The organism is Erwinia sp. CGal63, assembly GCF_037026505.1.
Lineage (GTDB): Bacteria > Pseudomonadota > Gammaproteobacteria > Enterobacterales > Enterobacteriaceae > Erwinia.
Genome location: NZ_JAKUMN010000001.1, coordinates 1,064,728 through 1,091,594 on the forward strand (window position 1 = coordinate 1,064,728; position 26,867 = coordinate 1,091,594).

General features: G+C 57.6%; 26 protein-coding genes. 15 read left to right on the plus strand and 11 right to left on the minus strand.

Annotated elements, in window-relative coordinates; genetic code table 11:
* Positions 1–32 precede the first annotated feature (32 nt).
* The gene (locus MKZ79_RS04805) at positions 33–1,055 is read right to left on the minus strand and encodes an LLM class flavin-dependent oxidoreductase (protein ID WP_336140462.1); all 1,023 of its coding nucleotides are present in this window, start codon (positions 1,053–1,055) and stop codon (positions 33–35) included.
* A 95-nt stretch (positions 1,056–1,150) separates the two neighbouring features.
* Positions 1,151–1,537, minus strand: a complete 387-nt coding sequence (locus MKZ79_RS04810; protein WP_336140463.1) for a cupin domain-containing protein — start codon at positions 1,535–1,537, stop codon at positions 1,151–1,153.
* A gap of 170 nt (positions 1,538–1,707) precedes the next feature.
* Between MKZ79_RS04810 and MKZ79_RS04815 the strand changes: the two genes are divergently transcribed.
* Positions 1,708–3,039 carry an amidohydrolase family protein gene (locus tag MKZ79_RS04815; RefSeq protein ID WP_336140464.1) on the plus strand — a complete coding sequence of 444 codons (1,332 nt, stop codon included), beginning with the start codon at positions 1,708–1,710 and terminating at the stop codon, positions 3,037–3,039.
* Positions 3,040–3,153: 114 nt separating this feature from the next.
* Positions 3,154–3,939, plus strand: coding sequence for an OBAP family protein (locus MKZ79_RS04820; RefSeq protein WP_336140465.1), 786 nt, complete (start codon positions 3,154–3,156; stop codon positions 3,937–3,939).
* Between the two features lie 82 nt (positions 3,940–4,021).
* Here the strand turns inward: MKZ79_RS04820 and MKZ79_RS04825 are convergent, their stop codons facing one another.
* The 4 genes from MKZ79_RS04825 to MKZ79_RS04840 all read right to left on the minus strand — a co-directional run bounded on the left by MKZ79_RS04825 (position 4,022) and on the right by MKZ79_RS04840 (position 8,930).
* The gene (locus tag MKZ79_RS04825; RefSeq protein WP_336140466.1) at positions 4,022–4,987 is read right to left on the minus strand and encodes a UV damage endonuclease UvsE; all 966 of its coding nucleotides are present in this window, start codon (positions 4,985–4,987) and stop codon (positions 4,022–4,024) included.
* A 130-nt stretch (positions 4,988–5,117) separates the two neighbouring features.
* Positions 5,118–6,428: a c-type cytochrome gene (locus MKZ79_RS04830; protein ID WP_336140467.1), complete on the minus strand. Its 1,311-nt coding sequence runs from the start codon at positions 6,426–6,428 to the stop codon at positions 5,118–5,120.
* Position 6,429: 1 nt separating this feature from the next.
* Complete coding sequence (locus tag MKZ79_RS04835; protein WP_336140468.1) at positions 6,430–8,202, minus strand: GMC family oxidoreductase; 1,773 nt, start codon at positions 8,200–8,202, stop codon at positions 6,430–6,432.
* A 14-nt stretch (positions 8,203–8,216) separates the two neighbouring features.
* Positions 8,217–8,930, minus strand: a complete 714-nt coding sequence (locus MKZ79_RS04840; protein ID WP_336140469.1) for a gluconate 2-dehydrogenase subunit 3 family protein — start codon at positions 8,928–8,930, stop codon at positions 8,217–8,219.
* A gap of 406 nt (positions 8,931–9,336) precedes the next feature.
* Between MKZ79_RS04840 and MKZ79_RS04845 the strand changes: the two genes are divergently transcribed.
* The 4 genes from MKZ79_RS04845 to MKZ79_RS04860 all read left to right on the plus strand — a co-directional run bounded on the left by MKZ79_RS04845 (position 9,337) and on the right by MKZ79_RS04860 (position 14,870).
* A complete protein-coding gene (locus MKZ79_RS04845; protein WP_336140470.1) occupies positions 9,337–10,350 on the plus strand; it encodes a LacI family DNA-binding transcriptional regulator in 1,014 nt (337 codons plus the stop codon).
* Between the two features lie 148 nt (positions 10,351–10,498).
* Positions 10,499–10,726 (plus strand): helix-turn-helix domain-containing protein, encoded by a 228-nt coding sequence (locus MKZ79_RS04850; protein ID WP_336140471.1) that lies wholly within the window; start codon positions 10,499–10,501, stop codon positions 10,724–10,726.
* Between the two features lie 169 nt (positions 10,727–10,895).
* Positions 10,896–12,716, plus strand: coding sequence for a glycoside hydrolase family 15 protein (locus MKZ79_RS04855; protein WP_336140472.1), 1,821 nt, complete (start codon positions 10,896–10,898; stop codon positions 12,714–12,716).
* A 9-nt stretch (positions 12,717–12,725) separates the two neighbouring features.
* Positions 12,726–14,870 (plus strand): beta-glucosidase family protein, encoded by a 2,145-nt coding sequence (locus tag MKZ79_RS04860; protein WP_336140473.1) that lies wholly within the window; start codon positions 12,726–12,728, stop codon positions 14,868–14,870.
* A 46-nt stretch (positions 14,871–14,916) separates the two neighbouring features.
* Here MKZ79_RS04860 and MKZ79_RS04865 read toward each other — a convergent pair whose 3' ends face one another.
* Positions 14,917–15,315, minus strand: a complete 399-nt coding sequence (locus MKZ79_RS04865; RefSeq protein WP_336140474.1) for an Exc2 family lipoprotein — start codon at positions 15,313–15,315, stop codon at positions 14,917–14,919.
* 222 nt (positions 15,316–15,537) lie between these two features.
* On the opposite strand from MKZ79_RS04865, the gene MKZ79_RS04870 reads away from it, so the two are divergent.
* A complete protein-coding gene (locus MKZ79_RS04870; protein WP_336140475.1) occupies positions 15,538–16,485 on the plus strand; it encodes a sulfonate ABC transporter substrate-binding protein in 948 nt (315 codons plus the stop codon).
* 83 nt (positions 16,486–16,568) lie between these two features.
* Here the strand turns inward: MKZ79_RS04870 and MKZ79_RS04875 are convergent, their stop codons facing one another.
* Together MKZ79_RS04875 and MKZ79_RS04880 are read right to left on the minus strand one after the other, a co-directional pair.
* On the minus strand, positions 16,569–17,894 hold the full coding sequence (locus MKZ79_RS04875; RefSeq protein WP_336140476.1) for an LLM class flavin-dependent oxidoreductase: 1,326 nt from the start codon (positions 17,892–17,894) through the stop codon (positions 16,569–16,571).
* A 9-nt stretch (positions 17,895–17,903) separates the two neighbouring features.
* Positions 17,904–18,881 (minus strand): MsnO8 family LLM class oxidoreductase, encoded by a 978-nt coding sequence (locus MKZ79_RS04880; RefSeq protein ID WP_336140477.1) that lies wholly within the window; start codon positions 18,879–18,881, stop codon positions 17,904–17,906.
* 213 nt (positions 18,882–19,094) lie between these two features.
* Here MKZ79_RS04880 and MKZ79_RS04885 point away from each other — a divergent pair, with 213 nt between their 5' ends.
* The 4 genes from MKZ79_RS04885 to MKZ79_RS04900 are packed head-to-tail and all read left to right on the plus strand — an operon-like array spanning position 19,095 to position 22,302.
* Positions 19,095–20,012, plus strand: coding sequence for an ABC transporter substrate-binding protein (locus MKZ79_RS04885; protein ID WP_336140478.1), 918 nt, complete (start codon positions 19,095–19,097; stop codon positions 20,010–20,012).
* A gap of 15 nt (positions 20,013–20,027) precedes the next feature.
* The gene (locus tag MKZ79_RS04890; protein ID WP_336140479.1) at positions 20,028–20,555 is read left to right on the plus strand and encodes a GNAT family N-acetyltransferase; all 528 of its coding nucleotides are present in this window, start codon (positions 20,028–20,030) and stop codon (positions 20,553–20,555) included.
* The gene (locus MKZ79_RS04895; protein WP_336140482.1) at positions 20,533–21,447 is read left to right on the plus strand and encodes an amino acid ABC transporter permease; all 915 of its coding nucleotides are present in this window, start codon (positions 20,533–20,535) and stop codon (positions 21,445–21,447) included. The genes MKZ79_RS04890 and MKZ79_RS04895 overlap by 23 nt, the downstream gene beginning before the upstream one ends.
* 18 nt (positions 21,448–21,465) lie before the next feature.
* Positions 21,466–22,302 carry an amino acid ABC transporter ATP-binding protein gene (locus tag MKZ79_RS04900; RefSeq protein WP_336140483.1) on the plus strand — a complete coding sequence of 279 codons (837 nt, stop codon included), beginning with the start codon at positions 21,466–21,468 and terminating at the stop codon, positions 22,300–22,302.
* Between the two features lie 43 nt (positions 22,303–22,345).
* Here MKZ79_RS04900 and MKZ79_RS04905 read toward each other — a convergent pair whose 3' ends face one another.
* The gene (locus tag MKZ79_RS04905; protein ID WP_442897138.1) at positions 22,346–23,143 is read right to left on the minus strand and encodes a prohibitin family protein; all 798 of its coding nucleotides are present in this window, start codon (positions 23,141–23,143) and stop codon (positions 22,346–22,348) included.
* Between the two features lie 632 nt (positions 23,144–23,775).
* On the opposite strand from MKZ79_RS04905, the gene MKZ79_RS04910 reads away from it, so the two are divergent.
* The 4 genes from MKZ79_RS04910 to MKZ79_RS04925 all read left to right on the plus strand — a co-directional run bounded on the left by MKZ79_RS04910 (position 23,776) and on the right by MKZ79_RS04925 (position 25,997).
* The gene (locus MKZ79_RS04910) at positions 23,776–24,315 is read left to right on the plus strand and encodes a hypothetical protein (RefSeq protein WP_336140487.1); all 540 of its coding nucleotides are present in this window, start codon (positions 23,776–23,778) and stop codon (positions 24,313–24,315) included.
* Positions 24,312–24,731, plus strand: a complete 420-nt coding sequence (locus tag MKZ79_RS04915; RefSeq protein WP_336140488.1) for a putative T6SS immunity periplasmic lipoprotein — start codon at positions 24,312–24,314, stop codon at positions 24,729–24,731. Before MKZ79_RS04910 ends, MKZ79_RS04915 begins: the two co-directional genes overlap by 4 nt.
* A 142-nt stretch (positions 24,732–24,873) precedes the next feature.
* Positions 24,874–25,554, plus strand: a complete 681-nt coding sequence (locus MKZ79_RS04920; protein ID WP_336140489.1) for a helix-turn-helix transcriptional regulator — start codon at positions 24,874–24,876, stop codon at positions 25,552–25,554.
* 74 nt (positions 25,555–25,628) lie between these two features.
* Positions 25,629–25,997 (plus strand): VOC family protein, encoded by a 369-nt coding sequence (locus MKZ79_RS04925; protein ID WP_336140490.1) that lies wholly within the window; start codon positions 25,629–25,631, stop codon positions 25,995–25,997.
* A gap of 50 nt (positions 25,998–26,047) precedes the next feature.
* Here the strand turns inward: MKZ79_RS04925 and MKZ79_RS04930 are convergent, their stop codons facing one another.
* Positions 26,048–26,860 carry a MetQ/NlpA family ABC transporter substrate-binding protein gene (locus tag MKZ79_RS04930; protein WP_336140491.1) on the minus strand — a complete coding sequence of 271 codons (813 nt, stop codon included), beginning with the start codon at positions 26,858–26,860 and terminating at the stop codon, positions 26,048–26,050.
* Between the last annotated feature and the right edge of the window lie 7 nt (positions 26,861–26,867).

Genomic DNA, 26,867 nt, shown 5'->3' on the forward strand with positions numbered 1-26,867 from the left:
CTCCGGTTTGCCCTCTTTCGCGCCGTCAGCTATTAACGCCAGCCCAGCTCCGGCGCAACGTGCTGCAAAATAGCTTCCAGCACATGCGTGCAATAATCCACGCCCAGCTGGTTAGGAATGGTCAGCAGCAGCGTGTCCGCTTCGGCAATAGCCTCATCTTTCGCCAGTTGCGCGATAAGTTTTTCCGGCTCGGCCGCGTAGCTGCGGCCAAAAATCGCTCGCGTTTTCTCGTCCAGATAGCCGATCTGGTCGCCGCCCTGCCCGCTGCCGCCAAACCAGGCGCGATCCTGCTCGTTTACCAGAGCGAAAATGCTACGGCTAACGGAAACGCGCGGTTCACGCTGATGGCCAGCCTCGCGCCAGGCCGCGCGATAAGCGCGGATCTGCTTCGCTTGCTGAATATGGAAAGGCTCGCCGGTTTCATCATCCTTCAGCGTCGAACTCTGCAGGTTCATCCCCAGCTTTGCGGCCCAGACGGCGGTCGCATCCGAGCCGGAGCCCCACCAGATTCGTTCGCGCAGCCCCTGCGAAAACGGTTCCGGGCGCAGCAGACCTGGCGGATTAGGAAACATCGGCTGCGGGTTCGGTTTCGCGAATCCTTCCCCTTTCAGCACTTCCAGCAGCGCTTCGGTATGGCGACGTCCCATATCGGCATCGCTTTCGCCTTCCTGCGGCCCGTAGCCAAAGTAGCGCCAGCCTTCGATCACCTGCTCCGGCGAGCCGCGGCTAATGCCAAGCTGCAGGCGCCCGCCGCTGATCAGATCGGCTACGCCCGCGTCTTCCGCCATATAGAGCGGATTTTCGTAACGCATATCGATAACGCCGGTGCCGATCTCAATGTTGCGGGTACGTGCCGCTACCGCCGCCAGCAGCGGAAAAGGCGCGCTAAGCTGCCGGGCGAAATGATGGACGCGGAAATAGGCGCCGTCGGCACCCAGCTCTTCCGCCGCTACCGCCAGATCGATGGATTGCAGCAGCGCATCCGCCGCCGAGCGCGTGGCCGATTGCGGCGAAGGCGTCCAGTGCCCAAAGGAAAGAAACCCGATTTTTTTCATAGCGTAATGCCCTGTGACGGCGCGCTTCTGGCGCGTTTAAGCGCTTATACTACCGCCGCCGTCTGTTATTGTCTGCCGTTGCTTGTTACAGCCTGTTAAAACTCCGCCGGTTCGCCCGGTAATGGCTCCGACAGCGGCATACCTTCCACGCCCGCGTAGAAGATAACCAGCTCGGCTGCCTGATCAGTGGTATAACCGCGATGAATATCGCCAGTGGATTCATTCAGCGCTTCCCCCGCAATGACGGTATGCCTTTTGCCGCTCTCTTTATCCTCAACGGTCAGCTCGCCAGAAAGAACATAAGCGATATTCGGCATTGGATGCGAGTGCCAGGGCAGCGAGGAATGCGGCGGAATACGCATTTTCATCACCGAAAGCTGGGGTTTGCCGGCAGGCCAGGCCTCATAAGGCGTACCGTTCCAGGCCTCGCTGGTCTGCAGCAGCTCGGTGGATTCTGTCTCTTCATGCTGTTTTTCGCTCATCTGCGTCTCCTTAGTCGCTGGCGTCCTGCCTGATAACTTAGTCGAAAACTGGCTTACGCGCCTCTGCAAGGCCGATGCGGGTTTTCCATCAACCTGACGCGGTGTCGCCAGGCGTTTACGACTATAGGTTAAGTACTACCCGTTAATCCCTGTCGCCAGAGGAGAATTTGATGCGCCTGTCCGCTTTGCTATTGCTGAACTGCTGTTTTTTCGCCAGTGCCGCCGAAGGTCCGGCGCTGCTGATAAAAAATGGCTACCTGCTCTCTGTGCAGCCCGGCGTCGCCGACGCGCCAGATAGCGATGTGCTGATCCACGGCGATACCATCGTTAAAACCGGCAAAGATCTTAGCGAATCAGGCGCAGAGGTAGTCGACGCTCGCGGAAAATACATTCTTCCCGGCTTTATTGATGCCCATTCCCATCTCTGGATCACCACGCTACGCGGCCAGTTTCGTAATAAAGACGGCGAGTTTTCCCCGGTCAGCACCCGGTCTGGCGCCAGGATGCAGCCGCAGGATATTTATACGGCGATCTACAGCGGCGCCGTTGAGCAGATCGCTGCCGGCATCACTACCAGCGGCGATTTTTTTGACAACGTGCGCGGCCCGGCCTGGGGCGAGGCAGGCTTTAAAGCGCTGAATGACGCCGGCATCCGTGCCGTGATGTTCTATGGCGGGCCGGATAAAACCACTAAAACCGCTATCGACCTGGAACATCTGCGCCAGCTAATGGCACAGCCCTCCGCTCGTGTCTCGCTCGGGCTGGCGTGGCGTCTGCCGCGCGATATGCAGGATCGCGATAACTGGGCGATGCGCGATCGCGAATTCAGCTTTGCGCGGCAAAACAAACTGCCGGTACAGGTTCACGTCAGCGGCAAGCCAGACGCAATGTTTAATGCACTGATTGAACGACACTATCTGGCGCCTTTTGTCACCGTTGTCCACGCGACCGACGCCAAACCGCAGCAGCTCGCCGCGCTGGAAAAAGCGGGCGGCGGCCTGGTGCTGACGCCGGTTAGCGAGCAGCGCGTGGGTTACGGCCTGACGCGTACAGACCATTTCCACGGCGTCGACCGGCTGGGCCTCGGCCTTGACGGTAACGCGCTGGCGGGCAGCGCCGATATGTTTGCTACCCTGCGGTTGGCGGCGCTGACGCAGAGTGGCGCCAGCAAAGATGAAGCGCGGCCCGATCCGCGTCGGCTGCTGGCGATGGCGACGCTGGGCGGCGCAAAAACGCTCGGGCTGGATAAGATGACCGGCAGCATCGAGCCGGGTAAGCGTGCCGATATCCAGATTATCAATCCACAGACGCTGAATATGAGCGGCTTCGGCGGCGGCGATCCTGCCGCGCTAATCGTCTATTCTGCCGGGCCGCAGAATGTGGATACGGTCATCGTGGATGGAAAAGTGCTGAAGCGTGGCGGGAAAATGGTCACTATCGATGACAACGAACTTATCGAGCGTGCCAATGCGTCAGCGCGACGGTTGAGCGAGCAGCAGTAGCCAATAAAGGGTTGCGTAGACTGACGTTGCGAAATGCCCGTTACCTGCCAGGCTTTTACTGACATTTTGTAGCGACATTAAACAATTTCAGACACTTTTAACAATGGAGCCCTGATGAAAGGAACCCTGCCTCTGATCGCCCTGCTGCTGTGCGGCTGCGGCGCGCACAATACGCCTTCAAACGTGACCGCGCCCGGCGCGCCAACCTCGACAGAGAAAAAAGCGCTGGACGCAGGCGCGGCGGCGTTACAGTCCCGGCCGCCGATCGATGCGATTAACGCCTATCTGGACGGCTTCCATTTTTATAACGGCGACCACAACGGCCAGATGGAAGCGCATCACTATGTCACCATCCTTAACGATGACGTGATGCAGGCGGTGATTTACGACGGCAATACCAAAGACGCCAAGCTGATGGGCGTGGAATATATTATCAGCGAGCGGCTGTTTAAAACGCTGCCGCCAGAGGAGAAAAAGTACTGGCACAGCCATCAGTACGAGGTGAAATCGGGCACGCTGATCGCGCCAGGCCTGCCGCCGCTGGCGGAGAAAGCGCTGATGTCACGCATCGTCAATACCTACGGCAAAACCTGGCACACCTGGCATACCGATCGCGATAAAACGCTGCCTTTGGGTATTCCGGCGCTGATGATGGGCTTTACCGCTGACGGTCAGATGGACCCGCGTCTGCTGATTGACAGGGATAAAAGATTCGATGTGGACACGAAAAAAATCCGTGCGGAACGTAAGGATATCGTGGCGCATCCGGTCGCGGCTGGCGCCAACGCCTGGGAAAAAGGCAATACCGTCCAGCTGAAAAGCGTAAAAGGCGGCGGCGATATCGCGCATGGCGAGACGCATTTCACCACCTCCGAGCAAACCCGGGCGGGCAAGCTTTAGTCGATACGGCCGCGCTGAGAAGCGCGCCATTTCTCAGGTCGCGTTACCGCCGGCTTACTTCAGGCAGTAACGCGGTCACAGATTAGCTTTGCGCGCCCTTTTTCGACCAGGCGTACAGCCGATCCCTCGCCAGATTCTTCATCTTCACCTCGCACATAATATCGAAGTCTTTAAAAGATAAAGCCCAGTCGTTCAGCGTGTCGTTAAAATAGTAATCGGAGTGCGCGCGCAGCTTCGTCTTGGGCACGCCCAGATCTTCCTGCTGGGGAAAGCCGTGTTCAGGAATAATGCCTTCCTGCGAAATCGAATAGTGCAGCACCGGCCGCACGCCGCGCCAGGACTCCTTTATCAGCGCGATACGCGGATCGTCCGGCTGAATAAATTCGTTCTCTTTTACCCAGTAATGGTGGATATCCAGCACGATCGGACAGAGATCTTTCGCCTGCAGCACATCGTCCAGCGAGCAGGAGATCTCATCGTTTTCCACCGTCAGCATCTTTTTCGCTTCCGGGCTAAGTCGTGCAAAGGCACTTTTAAATCCTTCGAATCCGCCCTTGCCATTCATATGGATATTAATTTTAAAATCCTGAAAGGTTTTGCCGTAGCCCATCAATTTGGCGCACAAGGCGTGATACTCCACGTCTTCAATAGCGCGCTCCACCACCAGAGGATTATCGGAGGCGAGCACCGAGTATTGCCCCGGATGGAAAGAGAGACGAATGTTGTTGGCGCGGGCGAACTCGCCGCATTTGGCAAAATCTGCATGCAGCTCCGGCAGCAAATCCTGATAGAGCTCGCCGGCTTCCGGCACCGTAAACAGCGGCAGCAGATCGCTACCCAGACGCATCATCCGCAGCGCTTCCGGCTCACCTGCCAGCGCCTCCAGCGTAAGATAAAGATTGGTCAGATTATGCTGTGAAATCTCGCTAATCAGCGCCAGTCGCGCCGCTTTATCCAGGCTTAAAAATCGGGTACGCGTGGTGGCTCTTAACGGAAAAGGCTGTTTTGCCTCGGCATTAAAATATTTACAAGCAAAGCCCAGTTTCATAATCACTCCTGTTGAGACACCCGTATTGAGTGTAACAACTCAGGCGAAACTGTGTGGACAGGCGCTGACAAGCGCACGGTTTTTCAGCAGTTAGTCGATAAACGGCGACGCCAGCGCGCCGCCGTCCCGGTTAATGCGCTGGCATCTGCTCAGGCAGATTCAGCACCTTGCGTTTGCCGGCTACTTCTTCCGGCTTCACCGCCGAAGCGGCGTTGCCCCAGCTGTTGCGCAGATAAGTCGCCGCCGCCGCGACCTGCTCGTCGGAAAGTTTCCAGGCGAAAGCGGGCATTGCGCCGCTGGTAGGATTCCCCTGGGTTACCGCGCCGCGTCCGCCCTGCAAGATGGTGGAGATAATCGATGAGGCATCTTCCGCCTGCAGTGCAGGATTACCGGCCAGGCTCGTGGCCAGGTTGGGAATGCCTTTACCATCGCTGTTATGGCAGGCGGTACAGTTGGCGGAGTAGACGTTAGCGCCCATTTTCATATTGCTATCGTCCGCCGCCAGCGGCTGCGGCTTCCGCGTGCCGGAATCGGGCTGCGACTTCAGGTAAACCGCCATCGCTCGCAGATCGCCATCGCTCAGATGCTGCGTTGAATTGGTCACCGCTTCCGCCATCGGGCCGGAGGCGACCGCCACGTGATTGCTGCCCAGCTTCAGGTAGTCGACAATCTGCTGCTCGCTCCAGCCGCCGATGCCGGTATAGCTGTTGGCGGTAATATCCGGCGCGTGCCATTCCGATAAATTACTGCCCTGCAGCCAGGCGTCGCGATCGCCGCCCAGCAAGTTTTTCGGCGTGTGGCAGGCGCCGCAGTGTTCCAGTCCCTCCACCAGATAAGCGCCGCGGTTCCATTCCGCGCTGCGGCTCAGATCGGCCTTAAAGCCGCTGTTTTTAAAGAACAGCAGGTTCCAGCCCATCATCGCCAGGCGAATGTTATAGGGAAAGCCCAGATTGGTTTCCGGCACCGCGTAACGCACCGGTTTTACCGAACGCATATACATCCAGAGATCGTGCATATCTCTGTCGCTGACCTTTACGTAGGCGTTGTAGGGCATCGCCGGATACAGATTTTCGCCCTCTTTGCCCTTGCCGTGACGCACCGCGCGATAAAAGTCCCGCTCGGTCCAGTTCCCGATGCCGGTTTCCTTATCCGGCGTAATGTTGCTGGCGAAAATACCGCCGAACGGCGTGCTGATCGAGTAGCCGCCAGCGAAGGCGTTTTTACTTTCCGGCGCGGTGTGGCAGGCCACGCAGTCGCCCGCGATAGCGATATATTTACCGCGCGCGACCGCTGCCGCATCGGCGGCGCCCGGCGGCTGGCTGGTCAGGATCTGATTATCGGCCACGTCATCCGCGCTGGTGTCGCCGTTTTGCCACAGCATGCCTGCGGCCACGGCGGCGGCGATAAAGGCCACGCCGCCCAGAATTGTTGTCTTTTTCATCTCACACCTTTACCAGCGGGCCAGGATTTTTTAAATAGCGTTCAATAATCGCTTTCGCCGTCCACAGGCTTAGCGCGCCAATCGTGCCCGTTGGGTTATAACCGGCGTTATTGGGGAACGAGGAGGCGCCCAGCACGAACAGATTGTGCATATCCCAGCTCTGCTGATAGCGGTTAAGCACGCTGGTTTGCGGATCGGTGCCCATGACCGCGCCGCCGATGGTGTGGTCGCTGGCGAAGTTGTAAGGCGAATAGTTGCCGGCGGCCGAGTTAGTGCCAATCACCGTTTTCGCCCCCATCGCCTTGCCCAGCTCGACGCTTTTCTCTTCGATAAACTTCGCCGAGCGGCGATCGTTCTCGTTATAGTCAAAAGTGACGCGCAGCAGCGGATTGCCGTTGTCATCGACATATTCCGGGTCCAGATCCAGGTAATAATCCTCATGCGAGAAGCTGGTTCCCTGGCCGAAGATAAAGGTGCCGTTCTGGAAAGCATGGGTATAGGCTTTTTTCCACTCTTTGCCCCAGCGCGGCGTGCCTGGCGGCAGGACATCGGCGTTGCCGATAGGACGAGCGCCGCGCGCGACCACCAGGATGCCTGCGCCGCCGATAAAGTCCATGCCGGTATGATCGAAGTTGTCGCCGTTGAAATCGTCCACCTGCTGGGAGAGCGCGCCCGCGCCGATATACTGGTTCAGGTATTCGTTTTCAAAGAACAGGCTGGCGCCGGAAACGGTCTGGAAACTGTAGGCGCGGCCGACCACGCCGGTTTTGCTGACCGGATCGTAAGGCTTGCCGATTTTGGAAAGCAGCAGCAGGCGTACGTTCTGCATCTGGAAAGCGGAGAGGATGACGATATCCGCTGGCTGCTCCCACTCTTTTTTATTGCGATCGAGATAGGTCACGCCGGTCGCGGTTTTGCCATCTTCCGCTTTATTAACGCGCACCACGGCGGAATCAGTCAGCACCGTAAAGTTTTCGCGCTGCATCAGCGCCGGGATCACGCAGGCGTTCGGGCTGGACTTGGAGAAGTTGCCGCAGCCGTAATAGAGACAGTAGCCGCAGTAGGTGCATGGCCCCATCCGCACGCCCAGCGGATTGACATAGGCGCGGGAAGCCTGGCCGGCGGGCACCATAAACGGATGCTGACCAAGCGACTTCGCCGCGTCGCGGAAGATATCGGTCAGGCGCATCCCTTCCAGCGGCGGCAGCGGATAGTCGCTGCTGCGGTTGCCTTCAAACGGGTTGCCATCAGGAACGATCTCTCCGTTCAGCCTGCCCGCTTTTCCGGAAACGCCAGCGATTTTCTCGAAACGATCGTAGAAAGGTTCCAGCTCCTCATAGGTAACGCCCCAGTCCTGCAGAATTAACCCTGGGGCGATCTGCTGTTTGCCATAGCGTTCCACGGTCTGGCTGTAAGGCTGGAAATCCCACGGCGTAAAGCGCCACGCCATCCCGGCCCAGTGCGTACCGGAACCGCCGACGTTATAGCCCAGTTCATTAAGGTTCCAGTCGCGCGTCGGCAGCGCCTGCTGCGTGCGATTGTTACGGAAAGTGGTGGTTTCCACCGCGGGCGGCAGCAGCATACTGCGACGGGTATCCCAGCGCAGCTCGTCGGTATCGATGGAAGGCGGGAAATCGGTAGCGGTTTCAAACCACGGGCCGCGCTCGATGGCGACGACGTTTAATCCGGCGCGGGTCAGCTCTTCGGCAATCAAAGAGCCGCACCAGCCCAGGCCGACGATAGCCACATCAGCTTTTGGACGTACATTATTCATTTAATAACTCGTAATCAGAGAGTGTTATCGATCAGGCTGGTCGGGATAATATTCAGCTTCTGCCCTTTCTTGCTTAGCAGATCGCGAAAGTCGTAGCGCGCGCCGGGAAAGCCGATCATTTTCCAGCTGGTCATCTCTTTATTGCCGCCGTATATAGGATCGGCAAGAAAGCCTTCACGCACGTTTTGCAGCAGCAGCTCGAAAAAGACTTTGGTGTCGACTTCACCCAGGTTGAATTTATCGGCCTCCATCGCGTGCAGAATCTTTTCCTGAATATCGGCTGAGAGATCGAGAAAGTTTTTGCCGTACTCTTTCTGCGTGGCGGCATCCAGCGCGCCAAGACCCTGACGATAACGTTCCGCTGGCGTCAGCGGCGACTGCGGCCCCTGCTCTGGCGTGCCCTTAACGAAGCGGCCAAGCCGGTAAAGCGCGGCGGCGCGACCATAGTCGCCCGCCAGCTGGCGATCGATAAAGATGGCGCAGCCTGCGTCTTTGCCGCTCAGGCTGGTTTCATCGGCTGGAATGAAGCGTTCGGCAATCGCGCCGACGGTAGCGAACTCGTGCGGCGTAAAAAATTGCAGTCCGCCCTGTCTTGGCGGCGACGGCGGCGTGTTCACGTCACCGGGCTGCCAGGGCTGGCCGCCGTTGACCACCGCCGCTTTTGCGGTCGGAATGGATGTAGCCACGCCCAGCGCGACCACTGAGGTGAGAAACTCTCTGCGTTTCATATTTTCCCTGCGAATAGTTGTTCACACTGCGAAAAGGTTTTTATCTTTATTTTTGTTGATAACTTCTTAATGCATTTATCAAACCAGAGGCTTTAAATTTACAATTGAAAAATTGATTTAATGAAAAATTAACATCGGCGGCAGAATAGATTTTTGCCGGCCGGTGGAAAAGTTTCGCGTTGATGGTTTTCCATCATTATCAGACGGTCGTCTTTTTTTTCGTCAGAAGCGCCCGTTTTTTCACCTTTCCGGCGCCGCAAACCGCTCTGCGGCTGGCTCTGTCGCCTTCTGTCGGAAAGAAAAACAGGAAATATTTTCCCATTTTTTCCGACTTGCCAGACGCATCGGGCTGCGCATACTATGCCGCCGTCCGCGAAAGGCGGATGTCTGGCTGATGGACATCACTATGAAGAAGTTAACTCTGCAACAGCTGGCCGAGCTGGCTGGCGTTGGCGTCGCAACCGTGGATCGGGTGCTGAACGATCGCGGCGGCGTCTCGCCCGCCACCACACGCAAGGTGCTGCAGGCGGCGCGCGAAGCGGGTCTGCAGCGGCCGCTGCCGGAAGCCTATCGCCATCCCTGGCAGATCGAGGTGTTTCTCAGCGGCAACCCCTCTTTTTTCTTCGATACGCTGGCAAACGACTTTTCCGCGGTCGCCAGCCAGCTTGGCTATCGGCGTCTGACCCTGCACCGCACCTACATCGCCGAATCGCAGCCGGAAAAGCTGGCGCAGCGCATGATGGCCGCCTGTGGCCGACGGGACGGCATTATCGTCTTTGGCCATGACTATCCGGCCATCCATGAGGCCCTGACCCACTGCCGCGCGCAGGGCGTGCCGGTGATCACTTTAGCCACCGATATCCCGCAGGCGCAGCGGCTTTGTCATGTCGGTATCGATCAATATCAGGCGGGCAAAACGGCGGGATTGCTGATGAGCAAGTCGCTGCATGAGGCGGGCGAAGTGATTATGCTGAGCGGCCGTATCGACTATCGCGCTCACCGGCAGCGTATTGATGGCTTTCGCGAAACGATGGCGAAACGCGCACCGCATATCGAGCTAAGAGAGGTGCTTTCCGGCCAGGATCAGCGGGAGATAATCCGCACGTTATTCGATCAGGCGTTACGCAAGGCGCATCATATTAGCGGTATTTACAACACGGGCGTCGGCAACAGCGAAATAAAAGCGCTGCTGCAGCGGCACAAGCTACGCTGTTCAGTGATTACCCACGAGCTTTATTCCGTTACCCGCGAAATGCTCGACACCGATATGATCTCCTATACCCTGGATCAAAACGCGCCCGCGCATGCCCGGCTGGCGCTTGATTTGCTGCTGCGGCATCTGGAGGTCGGCTACCAGCCCGATCTTTATCAGGATGGACGGGTCGGGCTGAAGATTATTACGGCGGAAAATATGGAATAGCTTTTAACCAGCTATATCCGATCAGGATTCAGCAAAATAAGGCCGTCAGCCAGGAATAATCTTAAATAATTAATAAAGCTATTAAATCAGGAAGTTGTTATATAAATTCAGGGAATATTCCTGTCCGTAATTCGCCGGAGAAAACATTTTGCATGACGGCCTGTTAATTAGCGTCGGCGAACGGATACGCCTGTTCCGCAAACGCAAGCAGCTGAGTCAAATCGCGCTGAGCGAGCGCAGCGGCATCGATCGCACCTACCTGAGCGATATTGAAAACGGCAAGCGCAATATTAGTCTGCTGACCCTGAATAATCTGGCGCTGGCGCTGGATGTCCCGATTGAAATGCTGATCTCCCGACCGCCGGTCACTCTTTAATTACCGTCTCAAGTCGCGCCGCGCGCGCTGGCGCTGCGGCTTTCCGCCTGCTCTGGCCTGCGCCACTCGAAAATTTATCTATACTTTTCAGTCTGAAGCCTGAAGTCGTGCGATGAGCACATCGTTTACTGGCTCGGGCCGCTTTTCTATTTTGAACAAGGGACGTCGAGTGAAAAATAAAACCTACCGCTCTCCCGTGCGTAAAGAGGGTTTTGCCGGGCTGGGCGACTACGCCGCCATCGGTGAAGGGCGATCCGTCGCGCTGATTGCGCCTGATGGGTCGATAGACTGGTGGTGCGCGCCCAATCTTGACTCGCCGCCGCTGTTCGATCGCATCCTGGATCCCGGCATCGGCGGCTTTTTCCAGCTGGAGCCGGAAGGCGACTACCGCGTCGAGCGCAGCTATCGCGAAGAGAGCAACGTGCTGGAGACGCTGTTTACCACCGCCACCGGCTCGGTGCGCCTGACCGAATCACTTAACAGCTCGCTGGCCGGTCGTCTGCCCTGGAGCGAGCTGGCGCGGCGCGTTGAGGGCATCGAAGGCGAAGTAACGCTCAATCTGCGGCTGAAGCTGGGCACCGTAGCGGAGAGCCGTTCGCCGTGGATGGCGGATACGCAACAGGGCGCGGTGTTTCATATTGGCGACCTGATGACCATGCTCAGAACCAGCGATGATGTAGACATTACCCATATCTGCGATGAGGCGGTCGAGGCGCGTTTCGTCACCTCGTCCGGTTCGCATTCGCTGGTGGCGCTGCTGGCCAGCGAAAAAGAGCCGCTGGCGGTGCCCGAGCTCGCAGCGATTGACGACAGAATCGAAACCAGCCATACCGCCTGGCGCGACTGGGTTAACCATCTTTCTTATCGGGGCCTCTTTTCGCAGCACGTCAAACGCTCCGCGCTGTCGCTGAAGTTTCTCTGGTATTCGCCGACCGGCGCGCTGGCCGCCGCCGCGACTACTTCGCTGCCGGAAGGCATCGGCGGGGAAAAAAACTATGACTACCGCTACGCCTGGGTGCGCGACGCCTGCCTGATCATCAAAGCCTTTGTTTATCTCGGCGCGCTGGAAGATTGTAAAGCCGCCTTCTCCTGGCTGACCCATACCATTATCCGCCACGGCGTAAAACTGCGCGCCTGCTATACGCTGGAAGGCGACCTGGTGCCGGCAGAAAGCTATCTGCCGCTGCGAGGCTACGCCGATTCGCAGCCGGTTCGGGTTGGCAACAACGCTCGCGATCAGGTTCAGCTCAGCATGTATGGCGATATGCTCGCCACCGCTCAGCTGTTTATTGAAGCGGGCCACGTGCTGGATATCGCCACCTCGCGCATGTTGGGCGAGCTGGCCAACTGCTGTGCCGACAGCTGGCGGCAAAAAGATTCCGGCATCTGGGAACTGCCCGACGAGCAGCACTATACCCATTCGAAAATGGCCTGCTGGCTGGCGCTGGATCGCGCCGTGGCGATGGCGGAAGGCGAACATATCGAGCCAACCTGGGTCAACCGCTGGGCGCGGGAACGCGATCGCATTCGCGACTGGATCGAAGAGCACTGCTGGTCGGAAAGCCGTCAGGCCTATCTCTTCTATGTCGGCAGCGAAGAGAAGCTGGATGCCTCGCTGGCGCTGGTGCACCACTATGGCAACACGGTGAATCCGCAGCGAATGCTGGCGACCTACGAAGCGATTCGCCAGGAGCTGGGCCATAACAGCGCCATGCTTTACCGTTACAGCGGCGTGGAACAAGAAGAGAGCACTTTCGTGGCCTGCTCTTTCTGGCTGGCGGAAGCCTTTGCCGCAATGGGCGAAACCGAACGCGCCGAGGCAGCCCTACAGGAAATCCTGGAAGGTCTGTGCGACAGAGGCAACGTGGAGATCTTCAATGAGATGTTCGACGTCCGAACCGACAGCTGGCGCGGTAACCTGCCGCAGGGATTGAGCCATCTGGCGCTGGTCTGCGCGGCGCAGGCGCTGACCGAAGCCAAAGAGAAATAGGGAGAAGCTATGGATTATGTATGGCAGGTGCCTGGCCTGACGCCGGACGAACAGGCCGAACGGGTCGTGCAGGAGATGACCGAGGATGAAAAATTTGCCTGGCTCTCCGGGCCGATGGCGATCCCGCTGGGCGACGAGCCGCTGCCGGAAGGCGCTATCGGCTCCGCCGCTTACTACCCCGCCATTCCACGGCTGGGCATTCCCGCGATGCAGCAGTCGGATGCCAGTCTGGGCGTTTCGGCGCTGGGCAACGTGCGGCCAGGGGACAACGCCACCGCGCTGGCTTCCGGGCTGCTGCGCGCGGCGACTTTTAACCCGGAAATGGCGGAAGAAACCGGCAGGCTGATTGGCCGCGAAGCGTTCAGCAAAGGCTTCAATGTGCAGCTGGCTGGCGGCGCCAATCTGATCCGCGAACCGCGCGGCGGCAGAAATTTTGAGTATCTCTCCGAAGATCCGCTGCTGACGGGCGCGATGGCCGGTTATGCCGTGCGCGGCATTCAGTCTGAACAGGTGGTTTCCACCGTGAAACACTTTGCGGTCAACCCGCAGGAAACCGGCCGCGTGGTGGTCAGCTCCGATATCAGCGAAGCCGCCCTGCGCGAATCCGACCTGCTGGCGTTTGAGCTGGCTATCCATATTGGTCATCCCGGCGCGGTCATGCCCGGCTATAACCTGGTCAACGGCGAGTGGGCATCGGAAAACGCTTTTTTGCTGAACAAGGTTTTGAAAGGCGACTGGCGCTATCCGGGCTGGGTAATGTCCGACTGGGGCGCGACGCACTCCGCTGCTAAAGCCGCGCTGGCGGGTCTTGATGTGCAGTCGGGCGCCAATCTCGACGCGCAGGTCTGGTTCGACAAGCCGCTGCGCGAAGCCGTGGCGGCTGGCGAAGTGCCGCAGGCCAGAATCGACGAGATGGTGAAGCGTATTCTGCGCAGCCTGTTCGCCGTTGGCGCAATTCAGCGCCCGGCCAAACCGGGCGGCGACGTCGACTACACCGCGCATCGGCTGCTGGCCCAGCGCGAAGCGGAACAGGGCATCGTGCTGCTGAAAAACGCCGGCGCGCTGCCGTTGCGTAAAGGCGCGAAGAAGCTGCTGGTGGTGGGCGAACATGCCGACGCGGGCGTGCTCGCTGGCGGCGGTTCCTCTGCCGTGACGCCGATCGGCAGCCTGCAGCTGCCCGGCATCGACTTTATGGGGATCGCCACCAGCAAAATTTATCACCCTTCTTCGCCGTTAAACGCTATACGTGCCGAGTTGGGCGCGGCGGAGGTTGCCTTCAGTAATGGTAAAAACAGTGACGAGGCCGTGGCGCAGGCGCAGGATGCCGATGCGGTAATCTTTTTTGCCGAAGAGTGGCGCTCCGAAGCGCTGGACGCGCAGGGACTTGCCCTGAGCGAGGAACAGAACCGGCTCATTGCCGCGCTGGCCGCGGCCAATCGCAACACCATCGTGGTGCTGGAAACCGGCGGCCCGGTGACGCTGCCCTGGCTGGACGAGGTCGCGGCGGTGCTGGCGGCATGGTATCCCGGTTCCGGCGGCGCCGAGGCTATCGCAGGCGTGCTGGCCGGTCGCGTCAATCCTTCTGGTCGGCTGCCGGTGACCTTCCCGGCCAGCGAGCAGCAGCTACCGCATCCCGATCAGATCGATCCCGCCACAACCACCTCCATTCCTGGCATGCCGGTAAAAGGCGATATCATTCATCTCGATTACGACAAGGAAGGATCGGACGTCGGCTATCGCTGGTACGCCCGCACGCGTCAAAAGCCGCTGTTTCCCTTTGGTTTCGGCCTGAGCTATACCACTTTCGCCTGGCAGGATCTGGCTGTGTCGCAGCAGACGGAAGCTATCGAGGTGACGCTGACCGTGACCAATAGCGGCGATAAAGCGGGCGCGGAGGTAGTACAGATTTACGTGCAGCCACAGGACGAAAGCTATACGCCACGGCTGGCCGCTTTTGCACGGGTCGAGCTGGCGCCGGGAGAGCGCCGCTGGGTTACCCTGTTGCTGGAACCTAAAGTGATAGCCAGTTGGGACAGCGCAAACGCGGAGTGGCGCATAGCCGCAGGCGATTACCGTATTTACGCCGGGCGCAGCGCGGAAGATTTCCCGCTGGAAACGTCGCTGACGCTGGCGGAAAAGCGTTTCGGCTACTGAAAAAAGGGCAGGCTTTCGCTTGCCCTTCGCCGTCTTCTTATTGGCCTTATGGCCGCCCTTCGTAGCCGTCGCGCCAGGTCGCCGTCAGCGCTTCCGCCAGGATTTTCCGCTCTTTTTCCGGCCGATCCGCAAGATACTCCTGGTTAAGAAAGTGATGTTTCACGGCCGCTTCAGGGAGGTTTTCTGGATTAAGCATACAGGCCGCTTTTTCCTCCATCTGCGCTCTGGTCATGCCGGCAGCGCGATCCGCGACGCCCTGCTGGTACATAGCCTGAAAGTCCGGACGCATCGCCCGAATTGAGTCCGCCAGCAGCAGGCGGAAATTCGGGTCAAAATTGGCTTCAGAGAGAAGATGCGCGGTATGGACGGTATGGCGTTCAACGCTGGTTTGCTGAGCACAGGCGGCAAGCAATAGCGCCAGCGCGCTGATAACTAATTTCTTCATTTTTACATCCTTGTGTTACTGAGTGAGAGTCCGTTAAAAGCGGCCTTATTTTGTCCCTTTTCGGGCCTGCGGTAATCCCTTAGCGCGTTTAAATGTGATCCGTTTCAAACTCAAGCCACCCGACAAAATGCCTTTTCTTGCTAAGCACAGCACTTTCACTCGCTAAGCCATTGCGTGCCGGTTTGCTATGTTGCCCTGACGGATCTTTTTACGGGGAAAACGATGAAAAATTATCTTGTTAGCGGCCTTGCCGCGGTCATACTGACAGCAATTACCCAGCCTGCGCTGGCGGCAGAGCAGCCGGAAACGGTTAATATCGGCTATCAGAAAGCCAATATCTTCGCGCTGCTGAAATATCGCGGCACGCTGGACGATGAATTTAAAAAGCAGGGCGTTCAGGTGCGCTGGGTTGAGTTTCCGGCCGGGCCGCAGATGCTGGAGGGGTTGAACGTCGGCAGTATCGATCTGGCCGCTACCGGCGATGCGCCGCCAGCTTTTGCGCAGGCGGCGCGCGCCGACTTAGTCTATCTGGGCCATTCGCCCGCCAATCCGAAAACCGAAGCTATTGTGGTGCCGCAGGATTCCGCGATTAAAAGCGTGGCCGATTTGAAAGGCAAGCGGGTGGCGCTGAATAAGGGATCTGACGTTAACTACCTGCTGATCGCCGCGCTGGAAAAAGCCGGGCTGAGCTACAAAGATATTACGCCGGTTTACCTGCCGCCAGCCGACGCCCGCGCCGCTTTCCAGCGCGGCTCGGTGGATGCCTGGGTAATCTGGGATCCCTATTTGGCGGAAGTGGAAACCAATGCCAAAGCGCGGCAGGTGCAAAACGCCGAAGGCCTGGTGCCGCACTACACCTTCTATCTGGCCAGCCGTAAGTTCGCCGAAGCCTATCCGCAGACGGCGGAAAAAGTGCTGAACGAGCTGGGCGCGCTTAGCGAGTGGGCTAACCAAAACCCGGATGAGACGGCAAAAATTCTCTCCGGCTCGACCGGACTGCCGCAGCCGATCTGGCAGCGGGCTATCGCCAGAATGCCTTTCGGCGCCCAGCGAATGACGCCCGGGGTGTTTAAACAGCAGCAGACGCTGGCTGACAAATTCAGCCAAATCGGCCTGCTGCCGGTAAAGGTCGAGGTCAGCAGCGCCAGCTGGTCGCTGGATAAAAAGTAACGGGATGAGGTGACAACGTCACTAAGCTTTCCGTGCCGTCAGGCTCTCTGCCTGACGGCGACAGCGGCTTTTCCCCCTTCGCTCTATTTGATATCGGCCAGCGCCGGCGTCGTTACCGCATAGCGGTTGACCTTAAACGGAATACCCAGCCGGCCGCGCAGCGTGCTTTCCTGCGAGGGCTGCCAGTAGCCGCGCGCGGTCAAAATTGGCAGAACGTAACGGGTAATCTCTTCCAGCGCCTCTGTCAGCACCGGGCCGCTGATAATAAAACCGCTTGCGCCGCCCTTCTCTGTCCACTCAATCAGCGCATCGGCCACTTGCTCCGGCGTGCCGAAAAACTCGCCGCGCGGCAGCGTGGTTTCACTGGCGATTTGCCGAAGCGTCAGATTCTCTTCCCGTGCGCGGCGCTTGATGCTGTCTGTAGTGGAACGGAAACTGTTTTGCCCCAGTTCGCCGAGATCCGGGAAAGGCCCGTCCGGATCGTACTGGCTGAAGTCGTGATGTTCGAAAAAACGGCCCAGATAGGCCAGCACATCTTCCAGCGACAGCAGCGCCAGCAGCTGCTGATATTTCGCTTCCGCTTCTTCCGGGGTTTTGCCGATGATCGGACTGATACCGGGAAAGATAGCCACGGGTTCGCGGCCGTTAGCGGCCACGCTGCTTTGCAGCTTGCGTGAATAGGTTTGCGCTTCCTCAAGCGTACGCGCGTTGGTGAACACCGCGTCGGCAGATTTAGCGGCAAGCTGGATGCCGGTATCGGAAGCGCCTGCCTGGAAAATGACCGGCTGGCCCTGCGGCGAACGCTGAATATTCAGCGGGCCGTCGACCGAAAAAAATTTGCCGTGATGATTAAGCTTATGCAGCTTCGCGGCGTCGAAGAAAACGCCGCTGTCGCGATCGCGAATAAAGGCGTCGTCCTCCCAGGAATCCCACAGGCCCTGCACTACGGCGATATACTCTTCGGCGATTTCATAGCGCAGCGAGTGCGCCGGATGAACCTTGCCGAAGTTTTTCGCAGAGCCTTCCAGCGGCGAGGTCACCACGTTCCAGCCCGCGCGGCCGCCGCTGATATTGTCCAGCGTTGCCAGCTGGCGGGCGACGGTAAAGGGTTCGCTGTAGGAGGTAGAAATGGTGCCCGCCAGGCCAATCTGCTGCGTCACTGACGCCAGCGCCGACAGCAGCGCGATCGGCTCGAAACGATTCAGGAAATGCGGCAGCGATTTTTCGTTAATATGCAGCCCGTCGGCGACAAACAGGAAATCGAAGCCCGCCGCCTCCGCTTTTTGCGCCAGCCCGGTAAAATAACCAAAGTTGACGCTGGCGTCGGCCGGCGCGGCAGGATGACGCCAGGCATTCATATGACCGCCCGCGCCATGCAGCATCAGGCCAAATTTAATTTGGGTGCTCATCCGGTTTCCTTAGTGCTGGTTCGCCAGCAAAGTAATGGAACGCAGTCGCTGCGCGGGATCGCTCAGCGGCGTATGCAGAATAAATTCCTCGACGTTCAGGCTCTGTTGCAGCGCGGCCAGCCGATGATGAATCTCGTCAGCCGTGCCGTGCAGCACGTTCAGCGTTTGTTTTTCGATGCGGTAGTCCGTCGCGCCCGCCTGGCGCACAAAAGCCTGCGCCTGGGCTTCGCTGCCGACGGTGACGTGGCGGTCGCCGAGCGTCACGCGATAGTTGTGCTGTTCCGCCAGCAGTTCACTGGCCGCCTGCCGCGTGTCGGCCGCCAGTGCCGCCAGGCTAATCAGCGCCTTGCCCTGCGGCGCATATTCATGAAAGGTCAGCACCGCTTCGCGCATCGCCTGTTCCGAGGCGTTGATAAAGCCGGCGTAAACAAACTGCCAGCCGAGGCGAGCCGCCAGCCGGGCGCTCTCTGCGCTGGCGCCCAGCAGAAAACGCTGCGGCGGATCGGCCGGCACCGGCAGCGCTCTGGCCGTCTCGTCGCTGGCCGCTCCGTTTGCCGCGTCCAGATAGTGGGTTAGCTGCGCCAGCAGCGCGGGGAAATCTCTCTTTCCCGCCTGTTCGCCCTGTAGCGCTCTGGTAGAGAGCGGCAGGCCACCCGGCGCCTTGCCGATGCCGAGGTCAACGCGATCGCCCGCCAGCGAGGCCAGCAGATGAAAGTTTTCCGCCACCTTATAAGGGCTGTAATGCTGCAGCATGACGCCGCCCGAGCCGATGCGTAGCCGGGAAGTCTGCGCCAGCAGCCAGGCGATCAGCACTTCCGGCGAGCTGCCCGCCAGTTTTTCATTGTCGTGATGCTCGGAAACCCACAGCCGATGATAGCCAAGCCGCTCCGCCTCGCGGGCAAAGTTCAGCGTGGTGGCCAGCGCCTGCTGCGGCGTTTGCCCTTCCGCCAGCGGGCTTTGATCTAAAAGACTTAATCGATAACGCATAATTCCCTCCACATGCCGTACCGGGAGAATTCCATATAAAGCGCCGCTGGCTAAATATTAATTCCGACTTTGCTTTTGCGTTATGACAGAAATAACCACAATAAACAGCAAGCTTATTATTTGTTATTTCCCGCTATCTTTATTTGTTTTTGTTGTTTTACTTCAGGTGGGCTCCTGGTAATAGTGCAGGAAAATAAACAACAGGGATAAAATATGCACAACCGTTTAAGCGCGCTGGCGCTGCTGCTGGGCCTGAGTTTAAGCGCGCAGGCCGCGCCAGGCATCGATTTAATCGCTAATGAAAAACCCATTCACGCGCCGCTTAATCCGCAGGCCGCCTCGCTGATCCCGGCCGGTTACAGGTTCGTAACGCCGGGCACGCTGACGGTGGCCACGGCCGTATCGGGCAGCGCGCCGCCGTTTGGTTTATTCGCTCGCGACAATAAAACGGTTATCGGCAGCGAAGCGGATATCGCCCGTCTGGTGGCGGACGGGCTCGGTCTGAAATTAAAACTTGTCCCCGCTTCATGGGAAGACTGGCCGCTGGGCGTCGCTTCCGGGAAATATGATGCGGCCGTTTACAATATTACCGTGACCAAAGAACGTAAAGCGCGCTTCGATTTCGCTACCTATCGTCAGGACACGCTGGGTTTCTATGTGAAAAGCACCAGCAAAATTACCAAAATAGATTCCGCACCCGATATCGCGGGCAAGCGCATTATCGTCGGTTCCGGCACCAATCAGGAAGCGATCCTGCTGCAGTGGGATCGCGAGAACCAGGCGAAAGGCTTGCCCGCCATGCAGCCGCTCTATGTGACCGACGACGCCGCCGCCACGCTGGCGATCCAGTCCGGCCGCGCCGACGCCACTTTTGGCCCCAACGTCACCGGCGCCTGGAAAGCCAAACTTAACGGCGCCACCAGACTGGTCGGCATGGTGGCGGGCGGCTGGCCGAAAACCGCCAATATCGCCGTGACGCTAAAAAAAGGCAGCGGCCTGGTGGAAGCGGTTCAGGCTTCGCTGAACAGCGCCATTGCCAGCGGCAGCTATCTGCAGGTGCTGGATCGCTGGGGCGAGAGCGTCGAGAAGATCGACCATTCCGAGATTAACCCGCCGGGTTTGGGCGACTGACGAAAGGAGCGCGCCATGATTGATGAAACCTTTATCCATACCACGCCGGACGACCCGCTGATCGAGCCGATTATTGACGGCCTGTTTGCCGAATATCGCGCCCGCTACGGCGACTACTTCGGCGAACAGGAAGAGGAACCGCTGGGGCTGTACACGCCGCCCGACGGCGCTTTTATCGTGCTGCTGCGCCATGAAACGCCCATCGCGATGGGCGCCTTTAAGCGTTACAACGTCACTACAGCGGAACTCAAGCGCATCTGGACGCACGGCAGTATGCGGCGTCAGGGACTGGCGCAGAAAGTGCTGCTGGAGCTGGAGCGGCTGGCGAGGCTGCAAGGCTATGAAGCGCTCTTTCTGACCACCGGTTTTCGCCAGCCGGAAGCGGTAAGGCTCTATCTGTCGCAGGGCTATCAGCCGCAGTTCGACCTCAGTATCGATCCCGAACGCTATTCACAGCCGCCTTTTGACGGCCGCCTGCCCTTTACCAAGACGCTGTTCGACCAGCCAGCGAGAAGCCACTATGAAAAATCCAGAGCCGTATAAACCTGCCGAACCGGATGTCGTGCTGAAGGTCGTTCCCGCCCGCTATCCGTGGCGGCTGGCGGGCGCGGCGTTTGCGCTGTTTGTTATCGCCGCCGTGGCGCAGTCCATCGCCACCAATCCTCGCTGGGAGTGGAGCGTGTTCGCCCAGTGGTTTTTCGATCCGGCTATTTTAAGCGGTTTGGGGAAAACGCTGCTGCTGACGCTGCTCGGCACGCTGTTTGGCTCGCTGCTGGGCACCGGCCTGGCGCTGGCGCGGCTTTCCAAATCCTGGCTGCTGAGCGCGCTGGCCTGGAGCTATATCTGGCTGTTTCGCTCGCTGCCGCTGCTGCTGGTGCTGATTATTCTTTATAACTTCGCCTATCTGTATGACAACCTGTCGCTGGGCATTCCTTTTACCTCCCTTACCTTGTTCAGTTACGCCACTACCGATCTGCTGGATCAGTTCTCGGTCGCGGTGCTGGGGCTGTCGCTGGTGCAGGCGGCCTATACCGCAGAGATTATTCGCGGCGGTATCGCTGGCGTCGAACAGGGCCAGCACGAAGCGGCGGCCGCGCTGGGATTGTCGCCTCTGCGCCGCACCTTTCGCATCATTCTGCCGCAGGCGCTGCGCGCCATTCTGCCGACCGGCTTCAACGAGGTCATCAGCCTGGCGAAAGGCACCGCGATTGTTTACGTCCTGTCGATGCAGGAGCTTTTTTACACCGTGCAGGTGATCTATAACCGCACCCAGCAGGTGATCCCGCTGTTGATGGTCGCCAGCGTCTGGTATCTGCTGATCACCACCGTCCTGTCCGTGCTACAGCACTATGTTGAACGCTATTTCGCTCGTGGCGTGGTGCGGCAGGTTCGCCCTTCCCGCTTTGCCCCTTTCCGCCGTGCGGCGCGGGCCTGATTTCTGAGGAGAGAATCGATGTCAGAAGCGCTTGAGCTCTATCCACAAGGCCGCGAAGCCACTGGCGTTCGCTGGCGCGACCGGCCGCAGCCTCGACAGGGTAAAATCGAGATCGGCAATATCAGCAAAAGCTACGGCGCTTTTACCGCGCTGGACGATGTCAGCCTGACCATCGAGCCCGGCACGGTTACCGTGATCCTCGGGCCGTCCGGCTCCGGCAAATCGACGCTGCTGCGCACCATCAATCATCTGGAGCGCGTGGATAAAGGCTTTATTCAGATTGACGGCGACTACGTGGGCTATCGGCGTAAAGGCGACAGGCTCTATGAACTAAAGGAAAAAGCGATCCTGAAACAGCGTATCCAGGTTGGCTACGTATTCCAGAACTTCAACCTGTTTCCGCATATGACCGTGCTGGAGAATATTATCGAAGCGCCGATCGTGCATGGCCTGCTGAAGCGGCGCGAGGCCGTTGAGCGCGCTTATGAGCTGCTGGATACCGTAGGGCTGCGCGAAAAGGCGCAGGCCTGGCCGCGACAGCTTTCCGGCGGCCAGCAGCAGCGCATCGCCATCGCCCGCGCGCTGGCGCTCAATCCAAAGGTGATGCTGTTCGACGAGCCGACTTCCGCGCTGGACCCCGAGCTGGTCGGCGAAGTGCTGGCGGTAATCAATAAGCTGGCGCGCTCCGGCGTAACTATGGTGGTGGTTACCCATGAGATCGGCTTTGCGAAGCAGGTCGCCGATCGGGTGGTATTTATGGTTGACGGCAAAATCGTCGAAAGCGGCAGCGCCGATCGGGTACTGAATTATCCCGTTCATCAGCGCACGCAAAAATTTTTGCAAAGCGTTCTTTAGCGGTAGCTGGCGAGAGCGGGAAGCCATGCGCTTCCCGCCGTTCTTATTTAACCGACACGAATGGCACGCCGCCGCCCGGCACCATAGTAGCCGGCAGCTTGCCGTCCCAGCGCTCGGCCGTGGTCAGGCTCACCAGCGCCGGATTATCGCGCAGCGCCTGACCGCGCAGCCGGATAGCTTCCGCTTCGGCAGCGCCTTTCAGCCTGATCGCCTCCGCCGCCGCTTTCGCCGCGGCAAGCTGGCTGGCCGCCTCTGCTTCGGCCTGGGTGATGGCGATTTGCGCCTGGATTTTTTCCGTTTCCAGATTCTGCTTGCGTGTAGCGATGGCGACTTCCGCCTTCATCCTGTCCTCAATCGATTTTTCATAAGCGTCCGAGAAATCAATGTTTTCGATCTGCACGCTATCGATAATCACCGGCCCTTCCACCGCTTTGCGCAAGGCGTTTTGCATATCCTGCACCAGCCTGGCGCGATCCTGTACCGCGCTGATGGCGGTATACTGACCGAACACATTTTCCAGCTGCGTCGGGATCTGTCTGGCAATCAGCCGCTCGGTCATGTTTTCCAGCGTGGTATAGGCGATATAGAGCTTTTCCACTTCGGAGGCGGGAACGTGATAGTTGACGGAAACCGACATCGTAGCCGGCTGCTGATCGCGGCTGTAGGCCTGAATATTGTTGTGCAGCATGGCGTGGTTATGGATCGACAGGGTTTTGACCGTTTCGATTAGCGGGATTTTAAAGCCGAGGCCCGGCTCCGCGATTTTAACTATTTTGCCGTAGCGCAGCAGCACGCCTCGCTCGCCTTCCTTAACGGTATAAAACGACATTAAAACCAGCATGAAGGCCACAACGAAAGCCGGCAAAGCCAGCGGCAGGATCTGTTTAAATTTGCTTTGATTGAGCTGGTGCATAAAATTCCCTTTCAGTCATAATTTTCCGGATGTAATAACCCTTAACATCCCCTGTTTTGATGCTATTAAGCGACTTCCGGAACAGGTTTTCCGGCTTCGCCGGGAAATAGTCTTTAATTTAGCCGCCAGCGTCAATCTTTGTTTTAGCGTGGCGGCGCTGATCCCGGCGGCGGATTCACCCAGCCGCGATACAGCTCGGCTACGGTCATCGTAAACACCAGCAGGCGCTGCGACTTATTGGCGTAATGATGCGCCATAGCCGTTCTGGCTACCGCCAGGCAGCCGGCGGCCACCAGCAAAGACCAGGCGCGGCAGCGATTTTACGCAGGATACCGATGCTGAATTAAGATTGTGGTTCGCTTTATTTTTATATTTTAAAGATTAATTTTCCAGGAGCAGATACTGCAAATATCCTTTGTGCGTACCTGAATGAATAACAGAATAGCGTAAGACTAATTCTCAACGTTTATACCAGGGAAAAACGCCTGTGACTTATTGAGCTTTGTTATATAAGCTTTCGATGTTAGAGTCTTTTTCTTCATTATCGCAAGGAGAGCAGAATGAGCATACAGGAACGGAAAGCAAGAAAACTCACTTCTGGAGAAGTTAAAATGGCGCAAAGTATATTTAAAAACGCCATAAATTATTCAAAGGTCAGAGTTCATAAAGAAAGCTATTTCCCGTTTAATCTGCAAAATAAAGATTATGCTGTCACGCCCAACGGTGAAATCTACTTTATGCCGAAACACTATGAGGCTGATTTCTCCATAGCCCAAGGCTGGAAACAACACTGGTTCATTCACGAAATGGCGCATGTATGGCAATATCAGTTAGGGCTTAACGTCAAACTACGTGGCTGCCTGAGTTGGGCAGCGACTTATCGCTATTCATTACCGAGTTATAAGCTTATTTTTGACTACAGTATGGAAAATCAGGCCAGCCTGATTGCTGATTATTTTTGGTTAAAAACCTTTGGCCGCTCTGGATTTGAATCGGTAGCCAATTTTGAGGGCATCAAGGGTCCCGACCTTCTCAAAAAATATGAATGGGTTATGCGCGGCTTTTTAAGCGATCCCTCCGCCAAAAGGAATTTGCCATGATTAAAAAAGGGGTAATAGCTGCCGTTTTACTGGCGAGCGGCTGTCATCTTGAGAAGCCTTACGTCTACCCGCTGGATGTCGTTATCAGGGATAACGCGCCCTGCTTTTCCGTGCCTGCCGGGATGCAGAAAAAAGGCCACCCAATCCTGAACAGGGGCATTTCCGTAGCTAAATTAACCGAAGGAAAATGGCAAAACATTTGGTATTCAGACCTTCAGCCGCCCTTTGCCATTATTCCCACGGGAAAGTGCGTCTCTTACCCGGAAATTGATTGGCAGGAAGGCGACTACTCTGTATTAATGGGTATTTCTGCCGGTCGTGAAGCTGAAAAGTACCGGCTAGTAAATACGATGCGGCTGCAAAAAAATCGGGCAGGTTATTTTACGCTATCGGAAATCCCGGAGCCCGACCGCTAGATGTCGGTCGCGTCGTTCAGGACAAAGCCGCAGCGCCCGACCCTTTTATCTGTTTACTGCGGCCTCGGGCTTTTCCCTGATGCTATTACAACCTGTCTGCCTTATTATCCCAAACCTGCCCCGATCGATGAGATAAATAACCATGAGCCGTAGCCAACGCTTATTGACGCTAATTCAGCTGTTGCGCGGTCGCCGCTATCCGGTAACGGCGACGTTTCTGGCAGAGAAGCTGGGCGTGCATATCCGCACTATCTATCGCGATATTGCTACTTTGCAGCAGCAAGGCGCCTGTATTGCCGGTGAGGCTGGCTTGGGCTACGTCCTGCGTGAGGAGTTCCTGCTGCCGCCGCTGATGTTTACCCGATCGGAAACCGAAGCGCTGCTGTTAGGGATTAGCTGGGTCAAAAAGCGCGGCGACGCGGCGCTATCTGCCGCGGCGGATGAAGCTTTAGCAAAGATTGGCAGCGTTATCCCCGAGTCGCTAAAGCAGACCATCGACCATCAGGCCCTGCTGGTTGGCCCGGCGGCGCGCGTTCTGCCGCAAACCTGGCTGGTGGAGCTTCGCCAGGCTATCCGCCAGCGCAGTAAAGTCGAGGTTGTCTATTTGAATCTGCAGCAGGAAAAATCGACCCGTATCCTCTGGCCGGTCGCGCTGGGCTATTTTGATGACGCGTGCCTGCTGGCCGCCTGGTGCGAGCGGCGTCAGCAGCTGCGCCATTTCCGTACCGACAGCATCCAGCATCTGGTTACGCTCAACGAGCGCTATCCTCGTCAGCATCACGAGCTGCTGATGGCCTGGAAACGAGAACAGGGGATCCGCTGAATCGTCCTACTGACAAAAACTGTCACGGCGGAAAGCTAAGGTGTTGCAACACACAAAGCACTAAGGAAAACAGCATGCTAACCGCCGATATGACGCTTCTTTTTGTTACCAACCCAATGAAAAGCATGGATTTTTACAGCGACCTTTTTCAGGCAGAGTGCAAAGAAGCCTGGCCGACTTTCTGTCAGCTCACGCTGCCTGGCGGCTTTAAACTGGGATTATGGTCAAAATATACCGCCGAGCCGCTGCCTTTTCCTGCTCAGGGCAGCGCTGGCGAGCTGTTTATTACCGCTAACAGCAAGCAAGAGGTGGATGATACTTTTTTAGCCTGGGGAAATAAGCGCATAACCTTTATCCAGAAGCCGGTCAGCCTGGATTTCGGCTATACCTTCACCGCCCTCGATCCCGATGGACATCGACTACGCGTCTGTTTTTTATCCTGATCCGTCGCAAAAAAAAGGCCGGTTTCCCGGCCTTTTCGCTTTAGCGTCAATCAGTTATTAACAGGAATAACCGCGCCTTTGTATTTGCTGCGGATCCAGTCCTGAATCTGCTTAGAGTGCAGCACGCCGACCAGCGCTTTGATATCCGGCTTGTTCTCATCGCCGCGATGCACGGTGATAATATTGGCATACGGGTTATTTTCGCCGCTCTCAACCGCGATCGGATCTTTTACCGGATCCAGACCGGCATCAATCGCATAGTTGGCGTTGATTACAACCGCGTCGCCTTCGTCGTTGTTGTACATCTGCGGCAGCAGCGCGCCTTCAACGTTAGCCAGGAATTTCAGGTGTTTCGGGTTTTCCACGATATCGCTGATGCGCGCGTCGACTTTGCTGACGCCCGGCTTCAGCTTGATTACGCCTTCTTTCTCGAAGATAGAAAGAATACGGCCTTCTTCCGATACCGCGTCGCGCATAATGACCTTGCCGTTCTGCGGCAGATCTTTCAGCGACTTATATTTTTTAGAGTAGATACCGATTGGCTCGATATGGATGGCGCCCGCGCTGACAAAGTCGTAGCTCTTGTCGTCGGCGTGATCTTTCAGCACGCTGTTCAGGTAAGGCACGTGCTGGAAGTAGTTCGCGTCGATATCGCGGCTGGCCAGCGCGGTGTTCGGCAGAATGTAGTCCTGGAAGGGTTTGATTTCCAGATCGATGCCCTGCTTCGCCAGAATCGGCTTAGCCTGCTCCAGAATTTCCGCGTGCGGCACGTTGGAGGCGCCTACGGTCAGGGTATCGGCCCATGCGCTCAGGCTCAGCGCGCCCAGGGTTGCCGCAGCCAGCAGCGTCAGTGTTTTTTTCATTATTACT

Coding starts and splice junctions, on each gene's coding strand:
- MKZ79_RS04925 (WP_336140490.1), top strand. CDS start 25,629: ATGCTAACCGCCGATATGACGCTTCTTTTTGTTACCAACCCAATGAAA.
- MKZ79_RS04880 (WP_336140477.1), bottom strand. CDS start 18,881: ATGCGTTATCGATTAAGTCTTTTAGATCAAAGCCCGCTGGCGGAAGGG.
- MKZ79_RS04910 (WP_336140487.1), top strand. CDS start 23,776: ATGAGCATACAGGAACGGAAAGCAAGAAAACTCACTTCTGGAGAAGTT.
- MKZ79_RS04875 (WP_336140476.1), bottom strand. CDS start 17,894: ATGAGCACCCAAATTAAATTTGGCCTGATGCTGCATGGCGCGGGCGGT.
- MKZ79_RS04895 (WP_336140482.1), top strand. CDS start 20,533: ATGAAAAATCCAGAGCCGTATAAACCTGCCGAACCGGATGTCGTGCTG.
- MKZ79_RS04835 (WP_336140468.1), bottom strand. CDS start 8,202: ATGAATAATGTACGTCCAAAAGCTGATGTGGCTATCGTCGGCCTGGGC.
- MKZ79_RS04890 (WP_336140479.1), top strand. CDS start 20,028: ATGATTGATGAAACCTTTATCCATACCACGCCGGACGACCCGCTGATC.
- MKZ79_RS04915 (WP_336140488.1), top strand. CDS start 24,312: ATGATTAAAAAAGGGGTAATAGCTGCCGTTTTACTGGCGAGCGGCTGT.
- MKZ79_RS04870 (WP_336140475.1), top strand. CDS start 15,538: ATGAAAAATTATCTTGTTAGCGGCCTTGCCGCGGTCATACTGACAGCA.
- MKZ79_RS04810 (WP_336140463.1), bottom strand. CDS start 1,537: ATGAGCGAAAAACAGCATGAAGAGACAGAATCCACCGAGCTGCTGCAG.
- MKZ79_RS04845 (WP_336140470.1), top strand. CDS start 9,337: ATGAAGAAGTTAACTCTGCAACAGCTGGCCGAGCTGGCTGGCGTTGGC.
- MKZ79_RS04920 (WP_336140489.1), top strand. CDS start 24,874: ATGAGCCGTAGCCAACGCTTATTGACGCTAATTCAGCTGTTGCGCGGT.
- MKZ79_RS04930 (WP_336140491.1), bottom strand. CDS start 26,860: ATGAAAAAAACACTGACGCTGCTGGCTGCGGCAACCCTGGGCGCGCTG.
- MKZ79_RS04815 (WP_336140464.1), top strand. CDS start 1,708: ATGCGCCTGTCCGCTTTGCTATTGCTGAACTGCTGTTTTTTCGCCAGT.
- MKZ79_RS04830 (WP_336140467.1), bottom strand. CDS start 6,428: ATGAAAAAGACAACAATTCTGGGCGGCGTGGCCTTTATCGCCGCCGCC.
- MKZ79_RS04900 (WP_336140483.1), top strand. CDS start 21,466: ATGTCAGAAGCGCTTGAGCTCTATCCACAAGGCCGCGAAGCCACTGGC.
- MKZ79_RS04885 (WP_336140478.1), top strand. CDS start 19,095: ATGCACAACCGTTTAAGCGCGCTGGCGCTGCTGCTGGGCCTGAGTTTA.
- MKZ79_RS04820 (WP_336140465.1), top strand. CDS start 3,154: ATGAAAGGAACCCTGCCTCTGATCGCCCTGCTGCTGTGCGGCTGCGGC.
- MKZ79_RS04865 (WP_336140474.1), bottom strand. CDS start 15,315: ATGAAGAAATTAGTTATCAGCGCGCTGGCGCTATTGCTTGCCGCCTGT.
- MKZ79_RS04860 (WP_336140473.1), top strand. CDS start 12,726: ATGGATTATGTATGGCAGGTGCCTGGCCTGACGCCGGACGAACAGGCC.
- MKZ79_RS04825 (WP_336140466.1), bottom strand. CDS start 4,987: ATGAAACTGGGCTTTGCTTGTAAATATTTTAATGCCGAGGCAAAACAG.
- MKZ79_RS04805 (WP_336140462.1), bottom strand. CDS start 1,055: ATGAAAAAAATCGGGTTTCTTTCCTTTGGGCACTGGACGCCTTCGCCG.
- MKZ79_RS04905 (WP_442897138.1), bottom strand. CDS start 23,143: ATGCTGGTTTTAATGTCGTTTTATACCGTTAAGGAAGGCGAGCGAGGC.
- MKZ79_RS04840 (WP_336140469.1), bottom strand. CDS start 8,930: ATGAAACGCAGAGAGTTTCTCACCTCAGTGGTCGCGCTGGGCGTGGCT.